This is a genomic window from Streptomyces azureus, assembly GCF_001270025.1.
Classification (GTDB): Bacteria; Actinomycetota; Actinomycetes; order Streptomycetales; family Streptomycetaceae; genus Streptomyces; species Streptomyces azureus.
Genome location: NZ_DF968213.1, coordinates 19,369 through 45,905, shown reverse-complemented (window position 1 = coordinate 45,905; position 26,537 = coordinate 19,369). Strand labels below are relative to the sequence as shown.

The following is a 26,537-nucleotide window of genomic DNA, read 5'->3' as shown; positions in this document are numbered from 1 at the left end:
TATCCGGATGACGATAGTGCGGAGCGCGCGCGGTTGCCTCTCATGGGCGCGAGAAGGATCACATGAAGATCGCGTGGGAACCGCTCCCAGCCGGGCATACGTACCTGCATAGCCGGTGTTTAGATGCACCCTGCAACGACAGGCGTACCGCCCGTAAGCGGCCTTTATCCGCCTATCGTCGCTTTTCGGCCCGTACGACAGCGCCGCCGCGCGGACCGCGTCCCTGTCCCCGTCGAAAGGTAGGCGAGCGAGCCTTGTCGACTGTCTCAGTCGTCGCTCCCGCGTCCGGCCTGAAGAGCCGCGCAGCGAAAACCCCCGACACCACCGTCACCGACCCCGCGCTCGTCAAGCGCGCCGTGAAGGCGGCCGCGCTGGGCAACGCGATGGAATGGTTCGACTTCGGTGTCTACAGCTACATCGCGGTCACGCTGGGCAAGGTCTTCTTCCCCTCGGGCAACGCCACCGCGCAGTTGCTCTCCACGTTCGGCGCCTTCGCCGCGGCCTTCCTGGTCCGTCCCCTCGGCGGCATGGTCTTCGGCCCGCTCGGCGACCGCGTCGGCCGCCAGAAGGTCCTCGCGCTCACCATGATCATGATGGCGGCGGGCACCTTCGCGATCGGCCTGATCCCGTCGTACGCGACGATCGGTGTCGGCGCGCCGGTCCTGCTCCTCGTGGCCCGCCTCGTGCAGGGCTTCTCCACCGGCGGCGAGTACGCCGGTGCCTCGACCTTCATCGCCGAGTACGCCCCCGACAAGCGGCGCGGCTTCCTCGGCAGCTGGCTGGAGTTCGGCACGCTCGGCGGCTACATCTGCGGCGCGGGCCTGGTCACGCTGATGACCGCCCTGCTCTCCGCCGACGACCTGACCTCCTGGGGCTGGCGCATCCCGTTCCTGATCGCGGGCCCGATGGGCATCATCGGCCTCTACCTGCGGCTGCGCCTGGAGGAGACCCCGGCGTTCGCGGCCGAGGCCGAGAAGGCCGAGACCAACCGCCCCAAGGTGCCGCTGCGCGAGATGATCACCGGCCAGTGGCGCGCGCTGCTGCTCTGCGTCGGCCTGGTGCTGGTCTTCAACGTCACCGACTACATGCTGCTGTCGTACATGCCGAGCTACCTGACCGGTGAGCTCCACTACGACGAGACGCACGGCCTGCTCGTCGTCCTCGGCGTGATGGCCCTGATGATGATCGTCCAGCCGTTCGCCGGCGCGCTGACCGACCGGATCGGCCGCCGCCCGGTGATCGCCACCGGCTGCGCGGGCTTCCTGCTGCTGTCCGTCCCCGCACTGCTGCTGATCCGCGAGGGCAGCCTGCTGGCCGTCGCGCTCGGTATGGGCGCGCTGGGCCTGCTGCTGGTCTGCTTCACGGCGGCCATGCCCTCGGCGCTCCCGGCGCTGTTCCCGACGAAGGTCCGCTACGGATCCCTGTCCATCGGCTTCAACGTCTCCGTGTCCCTGTTCGGCGGCACGACGCCGCTGGTGGTCACGGCCCTGATCGGCGCGACCGGGAACATGATGATGCCCGCGTACTACATGATGGCCGCGGCCGTCGTCGGCGGTTTCGCGGTGTGGCGCATGGCCGAGTCGGCGGGGCGCCCGCTGCCGGGTTCGGCACCCTCGGTGGCCGGCTGAGACACGCGGGCGAAATCCCGCTGACAGCGAACCGGTGCACCACGTATCTTCGTCACCGCCACTAGTTAGGGATGCTAACTATGCCCACGAAAGGTAGAGGTGCATGAGCGAATCGCACGTCTGGGACGAGGTCGACGCCTACTTCACCGACCGCCTCGCCCCGGACGACGAAGCCCTGGCGGCAGCCCTGCGCGACAGCGACGCCGCCGGGCTTCCGCACATCAACGTCGCGGGCAACCAGGGCAAGCTCCTCCAGATCCTGGCCCAGATCCAGGGCGCCCGCCACATCCTGGAGATCGGCACGCTCGGCGGCTACAGCACCATCTGGCTGGGCCGCGCCCTGCCCGCCGACGGGCGGCTGGTCTCCCTGGAGTACGACCCCAAGCACGCCGAGGTCGCCGTCCGCAACATCGCGCGCGCCGGCCTGGACAAGCTCGTCGAGGTCCGGGTGGGCCCGGCCCTGGAGTCGCTGCCCAAGCTGGCCGACGAGAACCCGCCCCCCTTCGACCTGGTGTTCATCGACGCCGACAAGGCCAACAACCCGCACTACGTGGAGTGGGCCCTGAAGCTCACCAGCACGGGCAGTCTGATCGTCCTCGACAACGTCGTGCGCGGCGGCCGCGTGACCGACGCGGCGAGCACGGCCCCGGACGTGACGGGCATCCGCGCAGCGATCGAACTGATCGGCAGCCATCCACGGTTGAGCGGTACGGCGATCCAGACGGTCGGCATGAAGGGGTACGACGGGTTCGCGCTGGCACGGGTACTGGCGTGAGCCGTGTGAGCCCCGGGGTCTGTCGCTCGGGTCCCTGGGCCTGTCGCTCGGCTCAGGCCTTGGCCGTCACACCTCGTGGTAGAAGCCCACGTTGACGCTGCGCGGGGCGGTGCGGTCCTGGACGATGACCTCGCCGCTGCCGCCCCTGGGCAGCGGAACGGTGCCGCCGTAGGCGAGGGGCTGTGCGTACTCCCCGACCGTGAGCCGGACTTCGGAGGACGGGTCGGGCTGGGAGCCGCGCAGCCAGGTCAGCTGCCAGTTCCCGTCGGACCCGCACAGGAACTCCAGGTGGACGCGGGAGACGAACAGCCAGTCGTCCGGTGTGGAGAGCCGGCACACCGACTTGTCGCGGCCCACCCGCAGCACGGCACCCGCCTCGCTGGGCGCGTCGGCCATGAGCATGCCGGCCGTGGCACCCTCCTCCGCCGCGGACACGGCGGCCATGGTGAGTTCGAGCACGTGCGCTCCTCCTGAGACGTCCTGGCGGGCCTGCAAGCCCGCCGCATGATAGAACGCCCGGCTGCGCGGTGTCCGGCACAATGGGCTCATGACCGAGCGAAAGCCACCCGGCGTCGACTTCGAGTCCTGGGTCGACAAGCAGATCCGTGACGCGGAGACACGCGGCGAGTTCGAGCGGTTGCCGGGGGCGGGCAAACCGCTGCCGGCCGATGTGGACGCCGCCTACGACGAACTGTGGTGGGTCAAGCGGAAGATGGCCCGTGAGGGCATCTCGGTCCTGCCGCCGACGCTGGCGTTGCGCAAAGAGGCGGAGGACGCGCTGCTGGCCGCGTACGCGGCTCCTTCCGAGCAGGCCGTCAGGAAGATCATCGGCGAGATCAACGACAAGATCCGCGACATGATGTTCAAGCCGCCGCCCGGGCCCCCGCTGGGCAAGAAGCCGTACGACGTCGAGGACGTCGTACGGCAGTGGCGGGAGCGCCGGGCGGATCGATGAACGGGGCCGCTCACACGTGCAGCAGCCGTTCCGCCAGCTCCCTGTAGTCCTTCAGGGCCAGACGGAGCTGCTCGGTGTCGCCGCTCGACACGGGCTTGCCCTCTCCGCCCTCCACGGACTGCCAGGAGTGGCGCAGGGTGCGGCGGCGCTGCGTCACGGCCTCGGTGAACCGGGCCGCGATCTCCTCCAGCACCTGGTCGGCCTCCTCGACGGCGGCCCGGGGGGCGTCGACGAACTCGGTGACGGCGTGGTGCAACTGGGAGACGAGTTTGTCGGACTCGTCGTGGGGGAGCAGGTGCGTGCCGTGTGCTCCGGGGGTGCCAGGGGTTCCTGCGGTCCCTGCGGTCCCTGGGGTCCCGGGGGTCCGGGAGGTTTCAGCGGTCCCTTTTCCGGTGGCGCGGTCCGTCGGGCCGTCGATACCGTGCGGCGTCGTGCCGTGGCCGGTGCCCGGGGCGCTCTCGCCTCGGGCGTCGGGGCCGACAGAGCTACGGGTGTCGGGGCCGGCGGAGCCGCGGGCGCCGAAGGTGGCGTCGCCGGGCGGTGGGGTCATGTTGGACATCGATCTCAACTCTCCTTCGCCTGACGTCGGTGGAGCGCCCACGGCATGTGTCCGCCGCGGGTGGCCGGAGCCTTGCGGCCGCCGTTCAGCCCGGCCTTGTGCCGTCCGCCCTCATGGCGTCCGCCCAGGTGCGGACCGGCGGCGTGGCCTCCGCCGTCGTGGCGGGCCGGCCGTACCAGCTCCTCGAACAGGGCGCGGGCCGCCACCATGGCCTCACGCATGTCTTCCGTACCGGTGCCGCCGTCGCGGGCGTCGTCCGCGCGCAGGTGCGCCGCGCGGTGGACGCGCCGGTAGCCGTCCACGTGGTGGGCGTGGTGCACGGACAGCGCGGCGAGCTGTTCCTCGTACTGCCCGCCGTCCGGGAAGCCCCGGGCACCGGCGAGCTCCGCGAGCAGCCGGTCCGCCTCGGCGACCGCCTCCCGCGGCGAGTCGACGAACCGCTCCTGGGCGGCCGTCCAGCGCGCCTCGTACTGCTCGCGCTGTGCCGGTTCCAGTGCTCGTTCGCGCAGGTCACCGTGGCGCTCCACGCGCTCGGCGAGCTCGCGTTCGGCGGCCTTGGCGTCGCCGTCGTGGCGGGCGACGGCCAGGTCGTACTCGGGTCCGAAGCGCCGCTTCAGGCTCGGGCCGCGCCGAGCCCCTCGGGCGCGCAGGGTCATGACGGCCGCGATGATGACGACGGCCGCCGCGATCACGATCAGAGCAATGATCAGGCCAGTGGACATGAATGCCTTCCGGGTTCTCGGCCCAACCGGCTCTCCTCACGAGCCGGTTCGCCGACCGGGTAGCCCGGAAGCAGGCCCCCAAACGGCGACCGGGCCGCCCCCGGGCGCGCACACCACGGGTTATTCGGTTGCGGCCCTGGTGGGGCACCCGCCGAGAATGCCGGTCATGACCTGGACCGTGGCCCCGGAACCGTACGACTCCCCCGTCGCCGCCGCCCTGTGGCGGGCGTACTACACCGAGGTCAGCGACCGCTGGTACCTGCTGCACGAGGGGCGCCGGACCGACCCGGACGAGCTGGAGCGGGAGATCGCCAACCAGCCGGGTGCGGAACTCGCTCCGCCGCGCGGGCAGTTGCTGGTCGCCCGGTACGGCGGTGAGCCGGCCGGCACCGCGGGCGTACGGTTGCTGGACGGCACGACCGCCGAGCTCAAGCGGGTCTTCCTGCACGAGTCGATGCGCGGCAAGGGCGGCGCCGCGCTCCTGGTCGGGGCCGCCGAGAACGCCGCCCGCGCGCTCGGCGCCGACCGGATCGTCCTCGACACCCGAGGCGACCTCGTCGAGGCCCGCGCCCTCTACGCCCGGCTCGGCTACACGGAGACCGAGCCGTACAACGGCGACCCGTACGCCGAGCACTGGTTCGCCAAGCCCCTCACCTGACCGCCCGGCCGGCCGCGCCTCAGGCGAGGTGCTCCACCGGACGCGCCTCGGACGGCCGCTCCCGCCTGGAGCCGCACAGCTCGCCGTTCAGCTCCCGCACGAGCTGCACCAGGTCCGTCGGCCGGTCCGGCCCCCACCAGTCGCCGAGCAGCTCGGCGAGGGAATCCTCACGGGCCTGTGCCAGCCGCTCGGCGACCTCGCGTCCCCGGTCGGTCAGGACCATGTCGAGGCCCGAGCGCACGGCGAGCCTGCGCTCCTCGACCTGGCGTACGGCCGCCATGATCACGGGCAGCGACACGGGCGTCCGCTCGGCCAGCACGGCTGGTTCCACCGATCCGTACCGCCTGGTCCGCAGCAGCAGCCAGCTCGCCGCGGGCAGCAGGTCGTAGCCCGCCCGGGCGGTGATCTCCCGGTAGATCTCGCGCCGCCCCGCGCGGGTGCCGAGCACCGACAGCGCGCGGCACACCTCGTCGTGCGAGGACCGCTGGACGGGGTTGCTGGCCAGGGTCTCCGTGACGTCGGGCGCGGTGACCGAGCCGCGCAGCCGGTCCTCCTTCAGGAACCAGGCGAGCACGAAGCCGAGGAGCGCGACGGGGGCGGCGTACAGGAAGACGTCCGTGATGGAGACGGCGTACGCGTGCAGGGCCGGCGGGCGCAGACCGGGCGGCAGGGCGGCGATGCCGCGCGGATCGGCCTCCAGTGCGGCCACGGAGACGCCGGGCGGCAGCTGTGCTCCCCGGAAGGCGTCCGTGAGCTGGTCGCCGAGCCGGTTCGCGAAGACCGTGCCGAAGACGGCCACGCCGAACGAGGCGCCGATGGAGCGGAAGAAGGTGGCGCCGGAGGTGGCGACGCCCAGGTCCTCGTACGGGACGGCGTTCTGCACGATGAGCACGAGGACCTGCATCACCAGGCCGAGTCCGAGGCCGAAGACGAAGAAGAAACCGCTCAGCTCGGCGGTGGAGCTGCGCTCGTCGAGCTGGTGGAGCAGGAGCAGCCCGAGGGTGGTGACGCCGGTACCGGCGACCGGGAACACCTTCCAGCGGCCGGTCCGGCTGACGATCTGCCCGGAGGCCGTCGAGGCCAGCAGCAGCCCCAGCACCATCGGCAGCATATGCACACCGGACATGGTCGGGCTGACGCCCTGCACGACCTGGAGGAAGGTCGGCAGGTAGGTCATCGCGCCGAACATGGCGAAGCCGACGACGAAGCTGATCACGGCGGCGAGCGTGAAGGTGCGGACGCGGAAGAGCTTCGGCGGCAGGACGGGTTCGGCGGCCCGGCGCTCGACGGCCGCGAAGACGACGGCGAGGACGACGCCGAGCACCGCGAGCCCGACGATCTGCGCGGACCCCCAGCCCCAGGTCGTGCCCCCGAGCGAGGCGACGAGCACCAGGCAGGTGGCGACGGCCGCGATGAGGAAGGTGCCGAGGTAGTCGATGACGTGCCGCTGCGCCCGGCGCGGGATGTGCAGGACGGCCGCGATCACGGCGAGCGCCACGATCCCGACGGGCAGGTTGACGTAGAACACCCAGCGCCAGCTCACATGCTGGGTGAACAGCCCGCCGAGCAGCGGCCCGAGCACACTGGCCGCGCCGAACACGGCCCCGAACAGCCCCTGGTAGCGCCCGCGTTCGCGGGGCGGGACGAGATCGCCCACGATGGCCATCGACAGCACGATCAGTCCGCCGCCGCCGAGCCCCTGCACGGCCCGGAACGCGATGAGCTGGGTCATGTCCTGCGCCGTGCCGCACAGCGCGGAGCCGACGAGGAAGATCACGATCGCCGTCTGGAACAGCCGCTTGCGGCCGTACTGGTCGCCGAGTTTGCCCCACAGCGGGGTCGCGGCGGTCGCGGCCAGCAGGTAGGCGGTGACCACCCAGGACAGGTGATCCATGCCGCCGAGTTCGCTGACGATGGTGGGCAGCGCGGTCGACACGATGGTCTGGTCGAGGGCGGCGAGCAACATCCCGAGGAGCAGTGCGCCGATGGAGACCAGTACGTTCCCGGACACCTGCTCCTGGTCGGCGGCACCCTGGTCCGGCGCTTTCGTGGCGTGCGCATGCCCGGCCATGAGACCTCCCGAGGGTCCTGTGACATTTTCCATCGTGACCGGTGTGACGGGGTATGGCCCGTTGAGCCCTTTTGGAAGCCTTCATTCCGGGGGCTGGCCCTCCGCGCTGTGGAGAAGATCTGGATAATCTCTGGAGTTCGCGAGGGGAGGGAGGAACGCGTGGAACAGCCGAACAGCCACCCGTGCCCGGAGTGCGGCACGCCCAGACAGCCGGACAACACCCCGTCCTGCACCTGCACCCACCGCACCGCAGAGGCCCTCCGCAACGCCCGCACGACCGAGGCGGCAGCAGCGGAGGACTTCGACCCGCTCCGCATCCGCCCCTACGTCGAACTCCCGCCCGACACGCCCACACGGTCCCCTGAGAACGAGGGCACGCCGGGACGGCCCTCCGCGAACGGCCCGGCCAAGCCCCCACACGCGGAGGCCTTACACGCCGAGGCCGGCGCCCAGGCGGGAGAAGGCGCCCCGCGACAAGCCCAGGCGGACAGTCCGACCGCCTCCCCGCACGCGCAGGCCTCACACGTCCACGCCCCCGGGCGGACGACCGACGACGCCCCGCGACGGACCTCCGGGCGGGCGGCCGACGGCACCCCATCCCCGTCCCAGAACCCCCCTGCGGAGCCCAAGCGCACGGACGGCCCACCACCGGCGGCCGAAGGCGCCCCGCGACGGCCCATGACGAACCCCGGGCAAGCCTCCCGCGCCGAAGGTGCCGCACCACCGCCCTCACTCACCGACGCGACCATGCCCCTGCGCCCGGTCGCCCCGGTCGACCCGGACGCGACCACTGTGCTGCCGGTCTCCCCGGCCACTCCCGCACGGCCGGCCGTCTCCCCGGACACCTCCGTCCTCCCGACACTCCTGAACCCCGCCGCGACCGAACCCAGCGTCACCGACCTGCGCCTTTTCGATGGCGCGGGGGGACCGGGCCGGGGCGTGCCGGAACGGGACGAGACAGACCGGAGGCCCCGGCGTCGGCGGCGCAACGCGCTGCTCGCCACGGCCGCCGGGGCCTGTGTCGCCGTCGTGGCCGCGGCCGGGTACGCGAGCGGGATGTTCTCCTACGAGGCGCCGTCGCGGAACTCCGCGCTGCCGGACGACCTCCGGGCGAGCGTGCCGGACGCGCCGTCGAGCAGCGCGGCGTCCACGCCGCCGGCGGAGAGCGCACAGGCCGCGCCTCCTGCTCCCGCCATACCTCCGCCGTCGGCCACCCGGAGCCCCTCGGCCTCCCCGTCGCCCTCCACGCCGAGCGCCTCGCCGAGCCCGTCGCAGTCGGCCACCCCGTCGGCGCCCCGGACGTCCGCCACGGCCACCAGTCCCGAGAACGCACCCCCGGACAAGTCCCGCCAGAACGGCGGCGCCACCGTCCTGCGCCCGGGCGACCGCGGCCCGGAGGTCACCGAACTCCAGCTCCGGCTGAGCCAGTTGCACCTCTACGACGAGGACACCGACGGCGACTACGACAGCCGGCTCGAGGAGGCCGTCCGCACCTATCAATGGTCACGCGGTATCCAGACCGACGATCTCGGCGTCTACGACCGGGAGACGCGGGCCAGGCTGGAGTCGGAAACCAAGGAGCCGTGACCGGCCCGAGCGCCCTATCGTGACGCCGTGACCACTCAGGTGATCGTCCTCAACGGCGGTTCGAGCTCCGGCAAGTCCGGGATCGTACGGTGCCTGCAAGAGGTGCTGCCGGGCCCGTGGCTGGCCTTCGGCGTCGACTCGTTCGTCGATGCGCTGCCCGCGAAGATGCAGGGCTCGGACGGAGGGATCAGCTTCGCCGCGGACGGCGGGGTGAGCGTGGGCGCGGAGTTCCGCGCACTGGACGCGGCCTGGACCGAGGGCATCGCCGCGATGGCCCGCGCCGGGGCCAGGATCATCGTCGACGACGTCTTCCTCGGCGGACCGCACTCCCGGCAGCGCTGGCAGAAGGCCCTGGACGGGCTCGACGTGCTGTGGGTCGGCGTCAGGTGTGACAGCGCGGTCGCCGCGGGGCGCGAGATCGCCCGAGGCGACCGGGTCCGGGGCATGGCCGCCTCACAGGCACACCTGGTGCACGAGGGCGTGAGCTACGACCTGGAGGTGGACACCACACACGCCGAGTCCCTGGTGTGTGCGCGCACCATCGCCGCCCACGTCTGACCGACCCGGCCCCTGATGACCGCAGCGTCCGTCACCCGACAAACAGACGGATCGTCCCGTCCCCCACGGCCTCCACGCGCACCTGCGTGAGGTCGTCCACCACCACGTCCGGCGCGTGGAACGCGGCCCGGGGCCCGACCCCGACCACCGTCATCCCGGCAGCGCGCCCGGCCGCTATCCCGGCCCCGGAGTCCTCGAACACCACACAGTCCGCGGGCGCCACACCCAGTTCGGCGGCGCCCTTCAGAAAGCCCTCGGGGTCGGGCTTGCTCGCGCCGACGGACTCCGCGGTCACCCGCACCTCGGGCAGGTCCAGCCCGGCCGCGGCCATCCGCGCCGCGGAGAGCGGAACGTCGGCTGAGGTCACGAGCGCGTGCGGCAGCCCCCGCAGCGAGGCGAGGAACTCCGGCGCCCCGGGGATCGGGACGACACCCTCGGTGTCGGCCGTCTCCTCGGCGAGCATCCGGGCGTTGTCCGCGTAGTTCTGCTCCATCGGCCGGCCGGGCAGCAGCAGCGCCATCGACGCGTACCCCTGCCGCCCGTGGACGACCTTCATGACCTCGTCCCCGTCGAGCCCGTGCCGCTCGGACCAGCGCCGCCAGACGCGTTCGACCGAGGCGTCGGAGTTGACGAGGGTGCCGTCCATGTCCAGCAGGAGGGCGCGGGCAGTGAGCACGGCGGTGTCCGTCATCGGCAGCTCCAAGGCTCAGGGCACGGACGAGGGCGCGCGGCAGCCCCCGGGAGGAACAAGGCGGCCCCGCCCGCCGGTCAGGGAAAACGGGCGAGGGCCACTTTGTTTCTCCACGGTACAAAACATCCCCGGATCGCGCCAGGGCCCCCCACTGACGTTCACCCACCGTTCAGCTCGCCCCGGGCGCACCCGCCCTCCCCGGCTCACCCGGCCACGGCCTCCCACAGGCTCCACACCCCGAGAGCCAGCATCACCAGCGCCGCGATCTGCGTGATCAGCCGCAGCGGCACCTTCTTCATCAGCGCCTTTCCGCCGACGATGCCGATCCCGGCCACCGCCCACAGCGCGAGCACCGCGCCCAGGCCGACGGAGAGCGGGTCGTCGTAGCGGGCGGCCAGGTTCGCCGTCATGATCTGCGTGAGATCACCGAACTCGGCGACCAGGATGAGCATGAAGCCCGCGCCCGAGACCTTCCAGAAGGACTGGTTCTCCGGCTTGCGGACCTCTTCCTCGTCCTCGCCCTTCTTCAGCAGCAGGACCGCGGCCCCGCCCAGGAAGAGCACGCCCGTCAGCGCCTGCACGATCTGCTGCGGCAGCAGCGTCAGCACGCTGCCGGCCGCGACGGCGAGCGCGACATGCAGCGCGAACGCGGCGGCGACACCGGCGAAGACGTAGGAGGCGCGATAGCGGGTGCCGAGGACGAGTCCGGCCAGGGCGGTCTTGTCCGGCAGTTCGGCGAGAAAGACGACGCCGAAGACGACGGCCGTCACGGTCAGGCTGATCAAGGGTTCCTCAATCGGTCGGGGCTGCCCCACCGAGAGTGCTGGATCTTCACGCTGGACACCTCGGCACGGCAGCACACTCGGCACCCGTGCCGTGGGGCACGGGCGTGTACTGCTTGCCGAAGGTCTCGCTGGCGGGGCCGTGGAAGGACCTGCCTCCGGGCGCCGGCTCAGGCGAGCTGAGCAGTATGTCGACGGTCCGGCGAAGAGCTACTCCCCTTCTGCGCCGTCCATGGTACGCGACACCCCTGGAGCGGAAAGTTCCGCCTTGAACCTTGTCATGTCATGGCCGCGTCATTAACTTCTCACCGGGCGCACACCTCCCCGCAACACGGCGCGACGAGCATTCCCTCGCTCGCAGCCCAACGCCCCCACCTCTCAAGGGAGTTCGCATGCCGAAGTTCTACGCGCGTCGACGGCTCAGCATACTCGCGGGCCTCACCGGTCTCATAGCCTCGGCCGGCCTTCTCAACGGCCCGGCCGCCTCCGCAGCCCTGCCCACCCCTGTCAGCGGGGCCACCGCCCGCTCCTACCTCGCCTCGCTCACCGTGGCCACCGAGGACCGCACCGGCTACAACCGCGACCTCTTCCCGCACTGGATCACCCAGTCCGGCTCCTGCAACACCCGCGAGGTCGTCCTCAAGCGCGACGGCTCGAACGTCCAGCAGGACTCCTCCTGCGCCGCCACCAGCGGCAGCTGGTACTCCCCCTACGACGGCGCCACCTGGTCCGCCGCCTCCGACGTCGACATCGACCACCTGGTCCCGCTGGCCGAGGCCTGGGACTCAGGCGCCGACTCCTGGACGACTTCCCGTCGCCAGTCCTTCGCCAACGACCTGACCCGCCCGCAGCTCATCGCGGTCACCGACAACGTCAACCAGGCCAAGGGCGACCAGGACCCGGCCACCTGGATGCCCTCCCGGACGACGTACCGCTGCACCTACGTCCGCGCCTGGGTCCAGGTGAAGTACTACTACGGCCTCTCGGTCGACTCGACCGAGAAGTCCGCGCTCCAGAACCACCTCGCGAACTGCTGACACACCGGATTCCGCGTCGGAACCTCCCCGCTGACCTCCGTCGTTCCGTACCGTACGGGGCGACGGAGAGGGGGCCACGATGGCCGGACTGCGGCTCGGACCGCTGCTGAGGTACACCGACGGCTCGTCCGCGACCGTATGGGTCGAGACGAGCCGTCCGTGCACGGCCGCGGTGCGCTGCGCCGACGGCGCCGGCGGCACGGCCCCGACCTTCCAGGTCGCGGGCCACCACTACGCGCTCATCCCCGTGACCGGCCTCACGGCCGGCACGTCCACGACGTACGAGGTCCTCCTCGACGACACACCCGTGTGGCCGCTGCCCGACTCCCCCTTCCCGCCCTCGGCGATCCACGCGCCGGGCAGCGAGGGCGGCCTCCGCGTCGCCTTCGGCTCCTGCCGCTGGGCCGCCCCTCCGGCCGGCGGGCACGACCCCGTGGGCCCGGACGCCCTGGACGCGCTGGCCACCCGCCTCGTGGCCGACCCGGAGGGCGAGCGGCCCGACGTCCTGCTGCTCCTCGGCGACCAGGTGTACGCCGACGAGACCTCGGAAACGACGCAGCGCTGGATGGCGGCCCGCCGCGACCTGAACGACCCGCCGGGCAACGGGGTCGCGGACTACGAGGAATACACGCACCTCTACTACGAGTCGTGGCTCGACCCCCGCATCCGCTGGCTGCTGTCCACCGTGCCCAGTTTCATGATCTTCGACGACCACGACGTCATCGACGACTGGAACACCTCTGACGCCTGGCTCGCCGACATGCGGGCCACCGGCTGGTGGCAGGAGCGGCTGCTGAGCGGCCTGATGTCGTACTGGGTCCACCAGCACCTGGGGAACCTCTCACTGGAGGAACTGGCGGCCGACCCGGTGTACGAGGGCGTCCGCAAGGTTCCCGACGGCACCGACGTGCTGCGCGCCTTCGCAGCCCGGGCCGACGCCGACGCGGCCACGGCCCGCTGGAGCTACCGGCGCGACTTCGGGCGCGTACGCCTGCTGATGGTCGACAGCCGGGCGGCCCGGGTCCTCGCCGAGGACCGCCGCGCGATGCTCGACCCGGGCGAGGAGGCCTGGCTGCACGAGCAGGTACTGGACGGCCCCGGGTCGTACGACCACCTCCTCCTCGGCACCTCGCTGCCCTGGCTGCTGCCCCATCTGGTGCACGACGCCGAGGGCTGGAACGCCGCGCTGTGCCGGGGGGAACGGGGCGAGCGCTGGGCGCGGGTCGGGGAGAAGGTGCGGCGGGCCGCCGACCTGGAGCACTGGTCGGCGTTCCCCGAGTCGTTCGCCGGGCTGGCGGAGCTGATCGCCGAGGCAGGCTCGGGGCGGGACGCCCCGGCGACGGTGTGCGTGCTGTCCGGGGACGTGCACCACGCCTACATCGCCGAGCCCTCGTGGCCCGGTCCGGGGCCCGACGCCCGGGTGGTGCAGCTCGTCTGCTCGCCCGTCCACAACTCCGTCCCCATGTCGATCCGGATGGCCTTCCGCGTCGGCTGGACCACGGTGGCGCGCGCGTTCGGCCGCTGCCTGGCCCGGCACGGGCGCCTCCCCCGGCCGCCGGTCGACTGGCGAAAGACGGGCGGCCCCTGGTTCGGCAACCAGCTGATGACACTGACCCTGCGCGGCCGGTCGGCACGGCTGCGACTGGAGCAGGCACGGGCACGGGAGGGAAAGGGCCCACGCCTGACGACGCTCCTGGACTCCGAGCTTGCGCCGTAAGGGACCCATTACGACCCTTTCCTGCCCCTGTGACCGTGATGCTCGTGAGGCATCCCACAGCGAGCGTCAATCCTTGGCCACGGACCTCGGTTCCGGCCCTCGGCGACGGCATGATGAGGCGGACCGTCCGCTTCCCCACCGGCGGACTTCCGAACGCGCCCCACACGCCCGGGAGCCCCACCCTTGTCTGCGTCGACCGAGGAATCCGCCCTGTTCTCCGTCGCCCTGGTCGGCGCCGGTCCGCGCGGTACCAGTGTCCTGGAACGCCTCTGCGCCTCCGCTCCGGAACTCCTCCCTCCCGGAGCCCGGCTGACGGTCCACGTGATCGATCCGGACCCGCCGGGCCCGGGCCGCGTCTGGCGTACCGACCAGTCGCCCGAGCTGCTGATGAACACCGTGGCCTGCCAGGTGACCCTGTTCACCGACGACAGCGTGGACTGCTCGGGCCCGATCCGCCCGGGCCCGAGCCTGTACGAGTGGGCGCGCGGCAGGCTCGGCCCGGACGAGTACCCGGCCCGGGCGGACTACGGCCGTTACCTGGAGTGGGTGTTCGCACAGGTCGTAGGGGACGCGCCGGCGACCGTCCGCATCGAGACGCACCGGGCCCGGGCCATACGGCTCGACGACACCTCCGACGGCCACCAGGCCCTCACCCTCTCCGACGGCCGCACCCTGACCGGCCTGTCCGCCGTGGTCCTGGCCCAGGGGCACCTGCCGACGACCGCCGGCCCGGTCCAGCGGCGCCTGGCGGCCCACGCCGCGCAGCACGGCCTGCGCCACGTCCCGCCCGCCAACCCGGCCGACGTCGACCTGTCCTCCGTACCGCCCGGCGAACCCGTCCTGCTGCGTGGCCTCGGCCTCAACTTCTTCGACCACACGGCCCTGTTGACGACCGGCCGCGGCGGCCGTTTCGTACGGGACGCCCAGGACCTGCGCTATCTCCCCTCCGGCCGCGAGCCGCGGCTGTACGCCGGGTCGCGGCGCGGCATCCCGTACCAGGCCCGCGGCGACAACGCGAAGGGGGCGTTCGGCCGGCACGACCCGCTGGTCCTCACACCGGATGTGATCGCGGGCTTCCGCAAGCGCGCCGACTCCGGGGAGGCGCCCGACTTCCTGTCGGAGATATGGCCGTTGGTCGCGAAGGAGGTGGAGACGGTGTACTGCACCGCCCTGTTCCGGCGGGCAGGAGCCTCCGCGCGACGGTGCCAGGAATTCACCGATCGCTTCCTGTCCGTACCGCACGGCGATCCCGAAGAGGCGGTGCTGCTGGGCGAGTTCGGCGTGGCGGACGCCGACCGCTGGTCCTGGGAGCGGATCTCCCGGCCGTACGCCGGACGGGACTTCGCACACCCCGGCGAGTGGCGTGACTGGCTGCTCTCGTATCTGCGCGAAGACGCCGCGCAGGCCGCCCTGGGCAATGTGCGCGGCCCGCTGAAGGCGGCCCTGGACGTGTTGCGCGACCTGCGCAACGAGCTCCGGCTGATCGTCGACCACGGCGGCCTCCCCGGCGGTTCCCGCCGGGACCACCTGGACCACTGGTACACCCCGCTCAACGCCTTCCTGTCCATCGGCCCGCCCAGGCGCCGCATCGAGGAGCTGGTGGCCCTGTTGGAGGCGGGGGTGGTGCGCGTGCTCGGGCCGCGCCTGAAGGTGACGGAGGCGGACGGAGCCTGGGCGGCGTACTCGCTCGACGTGCCGGGTTCGGTCGTCCGTGTGAGAACCCTCATAGAGGCCCGTCTGCCGGAAACCGATCTGCGGAAAACAGCCGACGGCCTCCTCGCGGGTCTGTTGCGGACCGGGCAGTGCCGCCCGCACACCGTCGACGGTTATGAGACAGGGGGGTTGGATGTGACACCACGCCCTTACAATCTGATAGACCGTCAAGGGGTCCCGCACGCAAGGCGGTTCGCCTTCGGGGTGCCGACGGAGGGCGTGCACTGGGTGACGGCTGCGGGGGCCCGCCCTGGTGTGGATTCGGTCACGCTTTCGGACGCGGACGCGGTGGCGAGAGGGGCTCTACGTGCGGCTGTGACGGAAAGCGAGCCCCAGCCGGATGTGAATCGGTGGCCAAATGTTGAACTTGCAAGCATCTATTAGGCGCGCCTAACGTGAGTTACTCATCGGTTCTGTCCCCCGACCGGCCCTCCCCTGGCCGGCCGACCGAAGGAGACCCCACATGACCGCACGCCTCAATGGCGCGCAGCCGTACGCGCTCGGACTGTTCCGGATCGTCATCGGCCTCCTGTTCGCCTGCCACGGCGCCGCCTCACTCTTCGGAGTCCTCGGAGGAGCGGACGGCAAGGGGGGCACTGCGGCGACCGGTGCCTGGCCGAACTGGTACGCGGCCGTCATCGAACTCGTCGGCGGCACCCTGGTGCTGCTGGGCCTGGGCACCCGCGCCGCGGCGTTCATCGCCTCCGGCGCGATGGCGTACGCGTACTTCAAGGTCCACCAGCCGCAGGGGCTGTGGCCGATGGAGAACAACGGCGAGGGCGCGGCCATGTACTGCTGGTCCATGTTCCTGCTGATCTTCACAGGTTCCGGCGCGTTCGGCGTGGACCGGCTGCTGGCCAAGCGCACGTCGGCGCAGGGACAGCGGTCCACGGACCAGAGTCCGGTGGCGGCCTGACCCGCCCGGACCGCGCCGGGCAGAGCGGCGCCTCCCCTTGCGTGCGGGGAGGCGCCGCTCCGGCGTATACGCCGGAACACCCCCTGCCCCCCCGTGAACCCCCCGTCACACCCCAGGCGTACGCTGTATGGCTGTCATCGGCCACTCCTGCCGCTCCGCCGCGCCACCGCGGCACGGTCTGGCCCACGGGGGACCACGGGGAGCTGCGGTGCTGGAGCATGTGGGGTCGCTGTTCGGCAGCCCATGGATCTACGCGGTGGTGGCCCTGTCGGTCCTGCTCGACGTGTTCCTGCCGGTGCTGCCCAGCGGCGTCCTGGTGATCACGGCGGCGACGGCGGCGGCCGCGGGTTCGGCGGCCGACGTGCCCGACATCCTGGCGCTGATCCTCTGCGCGGCCACCGCCTCCGTCCTGGGCGACCTGGCCGCCTACCGCCTCGCCTGGCGCGGCGGCGACCGTCTGCACCGGGCGATCTCCCGCTCCCGGCGCCTGACCACCGCGCAGGAACGTCTCGGCACGGCCCTCGCGCGGGGCGGCGGCGCCCTCGTCGTCCTGGCCCGCTTCGCGCCCGCCGGCCGCTCGGTCGTCTCCCTCGGCGCGGGCGCCGCCCACCGCCGCGTCCGCGACTTCCTCCCCTGGTCGGCCCTGGCGGGTCTCACCTGGGCCATGTACAGCGTCGCCCTCGGCTACTTCGGCGCCCACTGGCTGGGCGCGAGCTGGCTTGGGACGATGGTGTCGGTGGGGGCGCTGTTCGGGGCCGGGGTGGGGGCGGCGTACCTGATGCACAGGGAGCCGCGGGCGTCGTAGGCCTGGGGTCCGGAGGCGCCCTGGGTGCCGGCCGGCGCTAGTGCCCCGCAGGCAACGTCCACCCCGTCGCGACACCCGGCACGCCCTCTCGCCGCACCGGACGAAAGCCCGAGTACATCCAGCACGAGGGATTCCGGCCGGCACTCCCCCAAGCTCTTCGAGCAGGGGGTACCCCCAGAGCACGCACCGGACGCCGCTCCTTGACGGGCAAACGTTGCCTGCCGCGGCACTAGCTAGCTGGCCCGCTGGCCCCCGGCGCCGCGCACCTCCAGCCCGTCCAGCAACTCGGCCGTGGCCTGGGCGATGGTCTCCACGGCCCGTTCGAAAACCTCCTGGTTGTGAGCGGCGGGGGCGCGGAAACCCGAAACCTTCCGCACGTACTGCAACGCGGCGGCCCGAATGTCCGCCTCCGTGGCCTCTTCGGGCATCGCGGGCGGGCGAAGGGTCTTGATGCTCCGGCACATGCCCCCAGTCTGGCCCCCGCGCCCCTCCACGGGGAACGGCCAGGAACACTCGTTCGCATGAATCACAGGAACGAACTCGCCCGCTCAATTCGAACAGGCGTATCATTGGGCCGTGGCAACGACCTATGACTTTCCGAGTGACCTCCTCGCCGGTCAGGAGGAACTCCATCAGGTCCGGGCCGAACTGTCGGCCCTGCTGAAGCGCCTCCCCTGGTCGGTGGCACCACTGGACGGCTTCAGCGACGACAACGGCTGGCGCAAGGTGGAGCGCCCCGCCTCCCCCGGCTGGACAGCCGACGAACAGGCCGAAGTGGAGAAGCTCCGGCGGCGTGAACACGAGCTCGCGGTGTTCGTCAGCACGCACCGCTACTGGTCCGAACTCGCCGGTCCCGAGCGGGTGTCGGCCCGCTCGGCGCTGAAACACGCACACGAGTCTCCGCCGGAGGAGACCGACGGAGACTAGACGGAGACTGAGAAGCGCCCCGGGCCGATGTGGGCCCGGGGCGCTTCTGACGATCCGACGGCGGAAAGATCCGGTGGGCGCGGACGGTTTCGAACCGCCGACATCCTGCTTGTAAGGCAGGCGCTCTACCCCTGAGCTACGCACCCGGCTCCCGGGCCATGCGCCCAGGACGAGTCGACAGCCTACATTGCCTGGGGCACGGTCCCGCAAACCCGTATCCGTGGGTCTGTCCGGGGGTTAGCCCCACCTTCGATCCGGGAGTGGCCCGGATCCCCCGGCGGGTCCTGGATCCATACGGTCGTAGAGCGCCCGAGAGCGCTCGGCGTCCGTCCAGGGGGAGATCGTCATGGCCCGCACCACTCGCACCACAGGCACCACCAGCACCACCCGCCCAGTCTCTGCCCGCGCGGTCGCCGTCGCCGGTGCCGTCGTGGTGCTCGTCGCCGGTCTCAGCGCCTGCGGCGCGTCCGCCGGGGACGACAAGGAACCCGATCGCCGGTCCTTCGATCTCCGGAGCCGCACGCTCACCGTCGACTCCGACGACTCGGCCCTCGAGATCGTCGCCGCCGACTCGAACCCGGCGGGCCAGATCGAGGTCACCCGGTGGTTCCAGGGCTCGGTCGTCGTCGGCAAGGACGCCAAGGCCACCTGGTCCATGCGGGACGACCGGCTGGTGCTGCGGCTGAAGTGCTCCGGCGTCGTCGTCGACTGCTCGGCCAAGCACCGCATCGAGGTACCGCGGGGCGTCACCGTGAAGGTCCAGGACGACGACGGCAGCGTGCGCGCCCGCGGCTTCCGGGACCCCCTGAGCATCCGCACGGGCGACGGATCGGTCCGCGTCACCGACACCACCGGCCCCCTGGAACTGCGCACCGGCGACGGATCCATTCGCGTCACCGGCACCACCGGCCCTCTGCGGATGCGCACCGGCGACGGATCCATCCGGGCGAGCGTCTCCTCCCGTGACGTCCGCACCCACACCGGCGACGGCTCGGTCCACCTGGAGCTCGGCTCCGTACCGGACCGCGTGGAGTCCCGCAGCGGCGACGGTTCGGTGACCATCGCGCTGCCCAAAGCCACCTACCGCGTGACCACCGAGACCGGTGACGGCGGCGTGGACGTGTCCGTCCCCCGCGACGAGAGCAGCTCCCATGTGGTGTCCGCCCACACCGGCGACGGCAAAGTGACGGTCCGAACGGCGAACTAACCGGCCCGTGTGTTCGTCCTTAACCGGTGGGAGAATGACACCGGGCAGGGTGGACCACAGCACGGGAGAGGGATGTGACGGCGACTCCAGCGCAGCCGTACTCGCCGTCGGTGCCGCGCGCTCACCGCCCGCGCCGCCGCCTCCCCCGCACCCCCGGCCCGCTCCGTGACGCGCTCACCCTGACGGGACTGCCCCTGCTGGCCGCTCTGGCGCTGCCCGCCGCCTTCGCGGGCGGGGGGACCCGGCGCTGGTTCGGCGGTCGTGCCGAGAGCCAGCGGGCCGAGGCACAGGCCGCGAAGGACGCCGCCGCGGCCGCCTTCTACGAGCTCGACACCGCGCAGCGCGACCTGCGCATCTCGATCGAGACGATCACCGCCGTCGACGACTCCCCTGCCGCCCGGCGTGCCGTCGCCGACTTCGACGCGCTCGGCCGGCGCATCGACGAAGCCAGCCGCCAGTACATCAGCGCCGTCGACGCCCATGACCTCGACCGCGACGACCTGGAGGCCTCGGCCGCCGCCCGCGCCCGTACCGAGCTGACCGCCGCCAAGGAGGAACTCGGCCGGGTCAAGCAGGAGCTGGACCGGTTCACCGACGGCCTCGGCCCGCTGCTCGGCAAGGCCGAGACCCAGCTGGCCCGCCTCGCCCCCGCGGTCGAGCGTGCCCGCCAGGCCCTGCTCGCCGCCTCCAACGCCCTCGACTCCGTACGGGCGACAGGGCTGAAGGCAGACGACCTCGCCGCCCGTCTCGCCGCCCTCTCTCCCGAGCTCACCAAGCTGAACCAGGGCGCCGGACAGCACGGCGTGCCGCAGACCCTGGAGCGGGCCGAGCGGGTCACGCGCGGGGCCGAAGCGGTCCGCGTGGAGGCCGAGCGGCTGCCGGAGCGCGCCGCCGAGATCGATCACCGGCTCGTCTCCCTGCGCACCCGCGCCCAGGCCCTCACCACCCGCTCCGAGCAGGTCGATCCGATCCTGAGCGAACTGCGCCGCCGCTTCACCGTGGCCTGCTGGCAGGACCTGCAACGCGTCCCCGACATCGCCGCCGAGAACGTACGCCAGGCCGAGACGAAACTGGCCGAGGCCCACGCCGCCCGCAGCGAACAGCGCTGGGCCGACGCCACGGCCCTGCTGTCGACCGTGCGAGCCCTCCTGAACACCACCGACGAGGCCGTCTCGGCCGCCGGCGACCGCCTGCACCGCCTGAACGCCGTGCAGAAGGACCCCCAGCAGGAGATCGACCGCACTCGCTTCGCCATCCGCGACGCCCAGCGTCTCGCCATGGCCGGCCGCAACACCCCCGACCCGCGCCACGCCCGCCCTCTGGACGACGCGGTGTCCCGCCTGGAACGCGCCATCGCCACCCTCGACGGCCGCCACCCCGACTACTGGCACTTCCTCACGGAGACGGAAGCCGTACGCCGGGCCGTGTCCCGTGTGGTGTCCCTGATCCGCGACGAGCGCGGGGCCGCCGGCCATTGACCGTGCCGGTTAACCTGTGCGCATGCCTCGCTACGAGTACCGCTGCCGGACCTGCGGCGACACCTTCGAACTCAGCCGTCCCATGGCGGAGTCCTCCGCTCCCGCGGCCTGCCCCTCGGGCCACGACGACACGGTGAAGCTCCTTTCCACCGTCGCGGTGGGCGGCTCGGCATCCGCCCCGGCACCCAGCGCGGGTGGCGGAGGCGGTGGGGGCGGCTGCTGCGGTGGCGGCTGCTGCGGCTGACCCGGGGACCGCGAGACCCCTGCGGATTTCCTCAGGGATCCTTCAGGTCCGGTTTTCTAGCGTGGCCGCATGACAGCCATCGCAGCGGACGCCGGTCCGCAGTGGGCCAACGACCTCATGGACGCGCTGGGCGCGCCGGGTGCCGGTCTCGCCATCGCCCTGGAGAACCTGTTCCCGCCGCTGCCCAGCGAGGTGATCCTGCCTCTCGCCGGGTTCGCCGCGTCCAGCGGGCGGATGGGCCTGCTCGCGGTCCTGCTGTGGACGACGGCCGGGTCGGTGACAGGCGCGCTCGCGTTGTACGGCGTCGGTGCGCTGCTCGGCCGTGACCGGACGGTGGCGATGGCGGCCCGGCTGCCGTTGGTGAAGGTCTCCGACATCGAGCGGACGGAGGCGTGGTTCCTGCGGCACGGCACCAAGGCGGTGTTCTTCGGCCGGATGATCCCGGTCTTCCGCAGCCTGATCTCCGTGCCGGCGGGCGTGGAGCGCATGCGCCTGCCGGTGTTCCTGGGGCTGACCACCCTGGGCAGCGCGATCTGGAACACGGTTTTCGTGCTGGCGGGCTACCTGCTGGGCGCGAACTGGCACGAGGTGACGACCGTCGTCTCGACGTATTCGAAGGCGGTCCTCGTGCTGGCCGGGCTGGCAGTACTGGCACTCGTCGGGGTGCGGTTGCTGCAACGCCCCCAAGGGGCGCGGGGAACTGCGCGACGAGCCACAACGAACCCGCAGACGCACGACCACCGCACCCCCCGAGCTCCTAGGCGAACCGGCCAGGCCCAGCGGCAGCAAGGAGCTCCCGCAGGATCCGCTCCCCCGCAAGGACGCCCCGCTCGGGGAGCGCCCTGATCCCGGGAGCCGTCCAGCCGGTGTCGGCCAGCTCTCCGTGGCCGGGGCGCCAGCCCTGGTCGGCCGCGAGGAGCAGGTCGGCGTCGAGCAGGGAGTCCCCGGCGGCGAGGGTGAGGTCGGCGCCGGTGCGCCGGGCGATCTCGCGCATCGCCGCGCTCTTGGTGAGCGGCTTGGGCACGGCGTAGATCTTGCGGCCCTGGAGGGACACGGTCCAGCCGCGGTTCTCCGCCCAGACCGCCAGTTCCTTCACCCAGTCCTCGTCGAGCAGTTCACGCTCGACGACGAGGTAGGCGAAGAGGTCGTCGGCGACGCGGTGCTTGCGCACCCAGACCGGGTCGGCGGCCCTCAGCAGGTGTTCCTGCACCTCGGCCAGGGGCGCGCACCGTTCGGCCAGCCGCGCGGTCACCTGTGCGTGCCAATCGGGGTCGGACACGCCGTCCACCAGGATGTGGCCGCCGTTCGCGCAGATCGCGTACGTGGGCGCGGGGCCCGGCAGGTTGATGCGCAGGAACTGCTTGCGCGTGCGGGTCGTCGTCGGCACGAACACGGCCGTGTCGCCCAGGTCCGTGAGGAGCTGGGCCGCCGTCTCCGTCATGTACGACAGCGGTCTGCTCTCGTGCACCTCCACGCACAGCAGCCGGGGCGCCCGTACGTCCGGCATGGTCAGCGCCAGAGCCGCGGCGGAGTAGATCAGGGTGCGGTCGAGGTCGCTCGCGACGAGTGCGGGCATCAGACCGTCACCGCCTTGCCGTCGGCGCCGGTAGCGCCCCGGGTGTACTTGGGGTGGATCAGGCCGACGCAGGTGTAGGGCAGGTCGGCCACCTCCTCGACGGGTACACCGCGTTGTTCGGCCAGCAGGCGTACGTGGTCGAGGTCGCTGCCCGCCCCGGCGCGTGCCAGGACCTTCCAGGGCACGCGGCGCAGCATCACGCGAGTGGTCTCGCCGACGCCGGGCTTGACGAGGTTCACGTCGTGGATGCCGTACTCCTCGCTGATGCGCTCGACGGCGGCCCAGCCCTCCCAGGTGGGCGAGCGGTCGGCGGCGAGCAGTTCCTTGGCCTGGGCGCAGGCCGCGTCGGCGACCTCGGGGAAGCGGGCGGACACGGCGTCCAGGAAGGTCACCGAGACGTCGGTGGCGGCGAGTTCGCGGTAGAACTTGGCGCCGTGGAAGTCGTGCGGTCCGACCAGGTCCGCGCGCAGCACGGTCCGCGAGATCAGGCCGGACACGGTCGAGTTGAGGCAGGCGGAGGGGATGAGGAAGTCCTCGCGGGTGCCGTAGGTCCGTACGCAGGAGCCCGGGTCGGCCAGGACCGCGATCTCGGGGTCGAAACCGGTGATGCCGTCGGACTTCTCGAACTCCTCCAGGGCCTGGGCGAGTTCGCGGGTGATGGCGCCCTTGCCGGTCCAGCCGTCGACGAACACGACGTCCCGGGGGTCGTGGTGCTCGGCGAGCCAGCGCAGCGCGTTGGCGTCGATGCCGCGGCCGCGGACGATCGACACGGCGTAGTGCGGCAGGTCGAGCCCGTGCCGGTGCTGGGCCCAGCGGCGCATCAGGATGCCGACGGGGGTCCCCGCGCGGGCCAGGGAGACCAGGGCGGGGCGCGGAGACCGCTCCGCGAGGACCGTCTCGGTGACGACGCCGACGGCCTGCGCGATGCGGGCCGCCGAGGTCTCCAGCGCGGAGTGGAACAGCTCCTGGTACTGCTCGGTCGGCTGGTACTCCACGGGCAGTGACTCGGCGTAGTGCGCGCCGCCGCTCTGGATCGCCTCCTCGCGCTCCTCGGTCGGCGCCTCCAGCGTCACGTCCGAGAGGTCCTGGAGCAGCCAGCCGACCTCCTCGGGCGCGTACGAGGAGAAGGCGGGGCCGCGGAGGGGCTCGGGCAGCATGGAGGGCCTTTCGGGGGCGTGCGGGAGCTCTGGGGCGTACGACGGCACGACGGCGAGGAGGACCTGTGGCGTGTGTGCGGCGAGCCGGGCGAGGAGACCGTCGGGAGCGTGCAGCGCGGGGGTGTCCGCGGTCGAGTCGACGACGGCGACGACGGCGTCGAAGCCGGCGCCCGCGACGTTGTACGCGTACCGCTCGCCCGGGCCGTCGGCGGGGTTGTCATGGGCGGGGAAGACCAGGCGGGTGCGTATCGCGTAGCCGGGGTCGTCCACGGCGAGGACGGGTGAGCGGGTCGTGGTGGAGTAGCGGACCTCGACGTCGGTGATCTGCTCCAGCTCGCGGGCGAGCCTGAGCGGGGCGTACATCAGCTCCTCGAACCCGAGGACGAGCACGCGGCGGGCATCGGCGGGCAGTGCCTCGGCGAGCCGGGCCGCCATGGCGGGCAGGGCCTTCTCCAGGCGCTCCCGGTGCGCGGGCGTGAACCCGTGCCGGCCCCCGTCGGGCAGGCCCTCGGGCCAGCGCAGGTCTATGCGGGTGAGGTGGGGGTGGGCGCGGTTGTCGTCCGGGTGCGGGCCGGTGGGGGCTGGTCGCGCGGTTCCCCGCGCCCCCAGGGGCCTGGCGGCAACGCCCTCAAGGGGCGCGGGGAACCGCGCGACCGGCCACGACGCTGCCGCAGACGACGGATCACCCGTCGCGGCACTCTCTGACTCGTACCGCGCCACCAACTCCTGCCCCTTCTCCAGCACCCCCTCCGGCAGCCGCACGGCCCCCGAGGCCGCCGCGACCAGGTCCACGCGGGCGCCGATCTCGCGGGCGAACTCCTCCAGCCGACCGGCATCGGCCGCCGACCGCATGTCCACCAGCGCCACCACGACGTACCGCCGCCGCGGATACCGCTCGTGAAGATCCCGGACGGTGTTCAGCACCGTGTTCCCCGTGGAGAACTCGTCGTCGACCAGGACCAGCGGCCCGTCGCCGGTGAGCAGCGCGGGGTCCTCCGGCAGCAGCAGATGCGAGGTCGCGTGCGAGTGGGACTCCTCGAATCCGCCGGCCGGGGCGAGACCGGCGACGGGGCGGCGGGTGGAGTGCAGGTAGGGGGCGAGGCCCAGACCGTCGGCGACGGAGTGGCCGAGGCCGGTCGCGGTCTCCGCGTAACCGAGGACGACCGCGCGGCGCGCCTCGTCGGCGCCCAGCAGTTCACGCACCCGGCGGCCCAGCTCGAAGCCGTAGCCGTAGACCACGGACGGCGACTGCGGGACGTGCTTGCCGAGCACGTTCGACACCAGCAGGTGTGCCCGCTTGGGGTTGCGGCGCAGGGCCAGTCCCAGCAGGTCGGTCAGCCGGTCGTCGCCGAGGAGCTCGACGCCGAGCCGCTCGGCGACCCAGCTGCCCGACCAGAGGCCGTCGGCACCGTCGGCCGTCCCGGACCGCCGCACCCCGTCGCGCACCTGGTGGTGCACCCCCTCGTTCACTGCCTTCTCCATGAATTCCTGCGTCGAAGTCGCCGGTCTCCCCGGCGAGTGTGCGTTCCTCGGATGCCGTGCGTTCAGTCGCCCAAGCCGGCCGCGAGCAGCTCCACGAAGCCGATGTCCTCGTTCGCCACGCCGAAAACCTCGGCACGCAGCAGCGTCCGCTCGGCCCAGGCCCGATGCGGCTTCACCTCGTTCATCTTGTTCGTGTACGCCGACCTCAGCACACCCCCGCCGCCGCGCTCGGGGCGCAGGATGTCCTGGGCGTCCGAGAACTCCTCGTGGCTGACGACCGACAGGGCGTGCACGGGCAGCACGTGCGAGGGATGGATGCAGGTCTTGCCCAGCAGTCCGTTGGCCTGGTCCAGGGAGATCTCCCTGAGCAGGCCGTCCATGGCGTGCTCAATCAGCTTCTCGCGCAGTTCCGCGGCCTGCACCTCCAGGAAGGGGCTCTGTCGCAGCAGCGGCTTGAACATGCGCTCCTGGACCCGGAAGTACTCCCACACCGGCCCGGTCACGGTGAATCCGGTCCCGTCGGCGCGGCCCAGCATGTTCACCACGTCGGCGATCACGGAGGCGACGATCTGCACGTCGTAGGCCGTCATGTCGGGGCCTCTGCGCAGTCCGTACGAGGAGCAGAAGTCCGTCACGCCGAGGCGCAGGGCGAGCACGCGGTCGCGGTACTTGTCGACGGCCCGGGAGATGCCCTCCAGGGTCGGCACGCGTGACTCGCGGTAGAGCAGCTCCGGGGACTCCAGCACCGGCATGGCGAAGAGGCGACGGCCGCCTTCGGCCTCGGCGGTCGCCAGCGCCTCGAGGAAGGGGATGCCACGTTCCTCGGTGAACTTGGGCAGTACGAATCCGGACAGCAGCCGGGCGGCGGGCCCGAGGCGTCGTACCAGGTCGGGGATCTGCTCGGGGACGCGGACACGGATGAAGAGCAGCGGCAGGTCCGCGCCCGGGTGGTCGGCGAGGGCCGTGAGCTGGCGGACGAGGTTCTCCTCGCCCGGGCCGACGTCCGCGTCGTCGATCGAGTCCTCCAGGCACAGGACCATGGAGACCACACCGCGACCGGCCTGCTTGAGGATGTCGTCGGCGAGGCGTTCCCGGGTGGCCGGGCTGTAGAGCGTGGCGCCCAGGGCGGCCGAGAGCAGCCAGGCCGGCGAATCCGCGGTGAACGTGCACGGCTCGCGGTAGAAGAGACGCTTTCGCACCTCAGGGGCGATGTGCCCGAAATGACGCATGGGACTCCCCCGTGGTTGTTGCGCGACCTGCGAATCGTCGAAAGCTGGCCGGTAATAGTACGT

The 26,537-nt window shown here is 72.1% G+C and carries 26 protein-coding genes and 1 tRNA gene; 16 read left to right on the top strand and 11 right to left on the bottom strand.

All coding sequences use genetic code 11. From position 1 onward, the window contains the following. The first annotated feature begins 254 nt into the window (after positions 1-254). Together proP and AOQ53_RS05355 are read left to right on the top strand one after the other, a co-directional pair. Positions 255-1,628: a glycine betaine/L-proline transporter ProP gene (gene proP, locus AOQ53_RS05360; protein WP_059415410.1), complete on the top strand. Its 1,374-nt coding sequence runs from the start codon at positions 255-257 to the stop codon at positions 1,626-1,628. A gap of 103 nt (positions 1,629-1,731) precedes the next feature. Further along, a complete protein-coding gene (locus tag AOQ53_RS05355; RefSeq protein WP_059415409.1) occupies positions 1,732-2,403 on the top strand; it encodes an O-methyltransferase in 672 nt (223 codons plus the stop codon). Positions 2,404-2,469: 66 nt separating this feature from the next. Here AOQ53_RS05355 and AOQ53_RS05350 read toward each other — a convergent pair whose 3' ends face one another. Then, positions 2,470-2,862 (bottom strand): FHA domain-containing protein, encoded by a 393-nt coding sequence (locus AOQ53_RS05350; protein ID WP_059415407.1) that lies wholly within the window; start codon positions 2,860-2,862, stop codon positions 2,470-2,472. Between the two features lie 88 nt (positions 2,863-2,950). Here AOQ53_RS05350 and AOQ53_RS05345 point away from each other — a divergent pair, with 88 nt between their 5' ends. Next, positions 2,951-3,358, top strand: coding sequence for a DnaJ family domain-containing protein (locus tag AOQ53_RS05345; RefSeq protein ID WP_059415405.1), 408 nt, complete (start codon positions 2,951-2,953; stop codon positions 3,356-3,358). Between the two features lie 10 nt (positions 3,359-3,368). On the opposite strand, the gene AOQ53_RS05340 is transcribed toward AOQ53_RS05345, so the two are convergent. Together AOQ53_RS05340 and AOQ53_RS05335 are read right to left on the bottom strand one after the other, a co-directional pair. Continuing rightward, the gene (locus tag AOQ53_RS05340) at positions 3,369-3,917 is read right to left on the bottom strand and encodes a hypothetical protein (RefSeq protein ID WP_059415403.1); all 549 of its coding nucleotides are present in this window, start codon (positions 3,915-3,917) and stop codon (positions 3,369-3,371) included. A 5-nt stretch (positions 3,918-3,922) separates the two neighbouring features. Beyond that, positions 3,923-4,639 carry a hypothetical protein gene (locus tag AOQ53_RS05335; protein ID WP_059415401.1) on the bottom strand — a complete coding sequence of 239 codons (717 nt, stop codon included), beginning with the start codon at positions 4,637-4,639 and terminating at the stop codon, positions 3,923-3,925. Between the two features lie 166 nt (positions 4,640-4,805). Here AOQ53_RS05335 and AOQ53_RS05330 point away from each other — a divergent pair, with 166 nt between their 5' ends. Further along, positions 4,806-5,297: a GNAT family N-acetyltransferase gene (locus AOQ53_RS05330; RefSeq protein WP_099054531.1), complete on the top strand. Its 492-nt coding sequence runs from the start codon at positions 4,806-4,808 to the stop codon at positions 5,295-5,297. Between the two features lie 19 nt (positions 5,298-5,316). On the opposite strand, the gene AOQ53_RS05325 is transcribed toward AOQ53_RS05330, so the two are convergent. Beyond that, entirely contained in the window at positions 5,317-7,368 is a 2,052-nt protein-coding gene (locus tag AOQ53_RS05325) for an MDR family MFS transporter (RefSeq protein WP_059415398.1), read from the bottom strand. Positions 7,369-7,527: 159 nt separating this feature from the next. Here AOQ53_RS05325 and AOQ53_RS45815 point away from each other — a divergent pair, with 159 nt between their 5' ends. Continuing rightward, positions 7,528-8,955, top strand: coding sequence for a peptidoglycan-binding protein (locus AOQ53_RS45815; protein WP_099054529.1), 1,428 nt, complete (start codon positions 7,528-7,530; stop codon positions 8,953-8,955). A gap of 27 nt (positions 8,956-8,982) precedes the next feature. Beyond that, entirely contained in the window at positions 8,983-9,513 is a 531-nt protein-coding gene (cpt, locus tag AOQ53_RS05315) for a chloramphenicol phosphotransferase CPT (protein WP_059415396.1), read from the top strand. Positions 9,514-9,544: 31 nt separating this feature from the next. On the opposite strand, the gene AOQ53_RS05310 is transcribed toward cpt, so the two are convergent. Next, complete coding sequence (locus AOQ53_RS05310) at positions 9,545-10,204, bottom strand: HAD-IA family hydrolase (protein ID WP_059415394.1); 660 nt, start codon at positions 10,202-10,204, stop codon at positions 9,545-9,547. 203 nt (positions 10,205-10,407) lie between these two features. Continuing rightward, positions 10,408-10,989 (bottom strand): TMEM165/GDT1 family protein, encoded by a 582-nt coding sequence (locus tag AOQ53_RS05305; RefSeq protein ID WP_059415392.1) that lies wholly within the window; start codon positions 10,987-10,989, stop codon positions 10,408-10,410. Positions 10,990-11,378: 389 nt separating this feature from the next. On the opposite strand from AOQ53_RS05305, the gene AOQ53_RS05300 reads away from it, so the two are divergent. From AOQ53_RS05300 to AOQ53_RS05280, 5 genes are all read left to right on the top strand, one after another. Next, on the top strand, positions 11,379-12,023 hold the full coding sequence (locus AOQ53_RS05300) for an HNH endonuclease family protein (RefSeq protein ID WP_059415391.1): 645 nt from the start codon (positions 11,379-11,381) through the stop codon (positions 12,021-12,023). Positions 12,024-12,102: 79 nt separating this feature from the next. Further along, on the top strand, positions 12,103-13,740 hold the full coding sequence (locus tag AOQ53_RS05295; protein ID WP_059415389.1) for an alkaline phosphatase D family protein: 1,638 nt from the start codon (positions 12,103-12,105) through the stop codon (positions 13,738-13,740). A gap of 183 nt (positions 13,741-13,923) precedes the next feature. Then, positions 13,924-15,837 (top strand): FAD/NAD(P)-binding protein, encoded by a 1,914-nt coding sequence (locus tag AOQ53_RS05290; RefSeq protein WP_059415387.1) that lies wholly within the window; start codon positions 13,924-13,926, stop codon positions 15,835-15,837. Between the two features lie 79 nt (positions 15,838-15,916). Next, complete coding sequence (locus AOQ53_RS05285; protein WP_059415385.1) at positions 15,917-16,369, top strand: DoxX family protein; 453 nt, start codon at positions 15,917-15,919, stop codon at positions 16,367-16,369. Positions 16,370-16,577: 208 nt separating this feature from the next. Next, positions 16,578-17,174 carry a DedA family protein gene (locus AOQ53_RS05280; RefSeq protein ID WP_059415384.1) on the top strand — a complete coding sequence of 199 codons (597 nt, stop codon included), beginning with the start codon at positions 16,578-16,580 and terminating at the stop codon, positions 17,172-17,174. A gap of 233 nt (positions 17,175-17,407) precedes the next feature. On the opposite strand, the gene AOQ53_RS05275 is transcribed toward AOQ53_RS05280, so the two are convergent. Further along, on the bottom strand, positions 17,408-17,638 hold the full coding sequence (locus tag AOQ53_RS05275) for a DUF2277 domain-containing protein (protein WP_059415426.1): 231 nt from the start codon (positions 17,636-17,638) through the stop codon (positions 17,408-17,410). Positions 17,639-17,750: 112 nt separating this feature from the next. Here AOQ53_RS05275 and AOQ53_RS05270 point away from each other — a divergent pair, with 112 nt between their 5' ends. Beyond that, entirely contained in the window at positions 17,751-18,101 is a 351-nt protein-coding gene (locus tag AOQ53_RS05270) for a hypothetical protein (RefSeq protein WP_059415382.1), read from the top strand. Between the two features lie 74 nt (positions 18,102-18,175). Here the strand turns inward: AOQ53_RS05270 and AOQ53_RS05265 are convergent. Continuing rightward, a tRNA-Val gene (locus AOQ53_RS05265) sits at positions 18,176-18,247 on the bottom strand. Positions 18,248-18,447: 200 nt separating this feature from the next. On the opposite strand from AOQ53_RS05265, the gene AOQ53_RS05260 reads away from it, so the two are divergent. The 4 genes from AOQ53_RS05260 (at position 18,448) to AOQ53_RS05250 (ending at position 21,876) form a co-directional block, all read left to right on the top strand. Beyond that, positions 18,448-19,308 (top strand): DUF4097 family beta strand repeat-containing protein, encoded by an 861-nt coding sequence (locus AOQ53_RS05260; RefSeq protein WP_059415379.1) that lies wholly within the window; start codon positions 18,448-18,450, stop codon positions 19,306-19,308. 74 nt (positions 19,309-19,382) lie between these two features. Next, complete coding sequence (locus tag AOQ53_RS05255; RefSeq protein WP_059415377.1) at positions 19,383-20,786, top strand: hypothetical protein; 1,404 nt, start codon at positions 19,383-19,385, stop codon at positions 20,784-20,786. Between the two features lie 22 nt (positions 20,787-20,808). After that, positions 20,809-21,030: an FmdB family zinc ribbon protein gene (locus AOQ53_RS40405; protein ID WP_078945164.1), complete on the top strand. Its 222-nt coding sequence runs from the start codon at positions 20,809-20,811 to the stop codon at positions 21,028-21,030. Between the two features lie 69 nt (positions 21,031-21,099). Then, entirely contained in the window at positions 21,100-21,876 is a 777-nt protein-coding gene (locus tag AOQ53_RS05250; RefSeq protein WP_059415375.1) for a DedA family protein, read from the top strand. Here AOQ53_RS05250 and AOQ53_RS05245 read toward each other — a convergent pair. From AOQ53_RS05245 to AOQ53_RS05235, 3 genes are all read right to left on the bottom strand, one after another. Next, entirely contained in the window at positions 21,788-22,606 is an 819-nt protein-coding gene (locus AOQ53_RS05245) for an HAD family hydrolase (RefSeq protein ID WP_059415374.1), read from the bottom strand. The two genes, AOQ53_RS05250 and AOQ53_RS05245, sit on opposite strands and share 89 nt — an antisense overlap. Then, entirely contained in the window at positions 22,606-25,245 is a 2,640-nt protein-coding gene (locus AOQ53_RS05240) for a phosphoribosyltransferase (protein WP_059415373.1), read from the bottom strand. The genes AOQ53_RS05245 and AOQ53_RS05240 overlap by 1 nt, the downstream gene beginning before the upstream one ends. A gap of 62 nt (positions 25,246-25,307) precedes the next feature. Next, positions 25,308-26,474 (bottom strand): HpcH/HpaI aldolase/citrate lyase family protein, encoded by a 1,167-nt coding sequence (locus AOQ53_RS05235; RefSeq protein ID WP_059415371.1) that lies wholly within the window; start codon positions 26,472-26,474, stop codon positions 25,308-25,310. Between the last annotated feature and the right edge of the window lie 63 nt (positions 26,475-26,537).

Coding starts and splice junctions, on each gene's coding strand:
- AOQ53_RS40405 (WP_078945164.1), top strand. CDS start 20,809: ATGCCTCGCTACGAGTACCGCTGCCGGACCTGCGGCGACACCTTCGAA.
- AOQ53_RS05330 (WP_099054531.1), top strand. CDS start 4,806: ATGACCTGGACCGTGGCCCCGGAACCGTACGACTCCCCCGTCGCCGCC.
- AOQ53_RS05325 (WP_059415398.1), bottom strand. CDS start 7,368: ATGGCCGGGCATGCGCACGCCACGAAAGCGCCGGACCAGGGTGCCGCC.
- AOQ53_RS05335 (WP_059415401.1), bottom strand. CDS start 4,639: ATGTCCACTGGCCTGATCATTGCTCTGATCGTGATCGCGGCGGCCGTC.
- AOQ53_RS05355 (WP_059415409.1), top strand. CDS start 1,732: ATGAGCGAATCGCACGTCTGGGACGAGGTCGACGCCTACTTCACCGAC.
- AOQ53_RS05340 (WP_059415403.1), bottom strand. CDS start 3,917: ATGTCCAACATGACCCCACCGCCCGGCGACGCCACCTTCGGCGCCCGC.
- AOQ53_RS05295 (WP_059415389.1), top strand. CDS start 12,103: ATGGCCGGACTGCGGCTCGGACCGCTGCTGAGGTACACCGACGGCTCG.
- AOQ53_RS05285 (WP_059415385.1), top strand. CDS start 15,917: ATGACCGCACGCCTCAATGGCGCGCAGCCGTACGCGCTCGGACTGTTC.
- AOQ53_RS05275 (WP_059415426.1), bottom strand. CDS start 17,638: ATGTGCCGGAGCATCAAGACCCTTCGCCCGCCCGCGATGCCCGAAGAG.
- AOQ53_RS05345 (WP_059415405.1), top strand. CDS start 2,951: ATGACCGAGCGAAAGCCACCCGGCGTCGACTTCGAGTCCTGGGTCGAC.
- AOQ53_RS05250 (WP_059415375.1), top strand. CDS start 21,100: ATGACAGCCATCGCAGCGGACGCCGGTCCGCAGTGGGCCAACGACCTC.
- AOQ53_RS05300 (WP_059415391.1), top strand. CDS start 11,379: ATGCCGAAGTTCTACGCGCGTCGACGGCTCAGCATACTCGCGGGCCTC.
- AOQ53_RS05310 (WP_059415394.1), bottom strand. CDS start 10,204: ATGACGGACACCGCCGTGCTCACTGCCCGCGCCCTCCTGCTGGACATG.
- AOQ53_RS05240 (WP_059415373.1), bottom strand. CDS start 25,245: ATGGAGAAGGCAGTGAACGAGGGGGTGCACCACCAGGTGCGCGACGGG.
- AOQ53_RS05235 (WP_059415371.1), bottom strand. CDS start 26,474: ATGCGTCATTTCGGGCACATCGCCCCTGAGGTGCGAAAGCGTCTCTTC.
- AOQ53_RS05245 (WP_059415374.1), bottom strand. CDS start 22,606: ATGCCCGCACTCGTCGCGAGCGACCTCGACCGCACCCTGATCTACTCC.
- AOQ53_RS05260 (WP_059415379.1), top strand. CDS start 18,448: ATGGCCCGCACCACTCGCACCACAGGCACCACCAGCACCACCCGCCCA.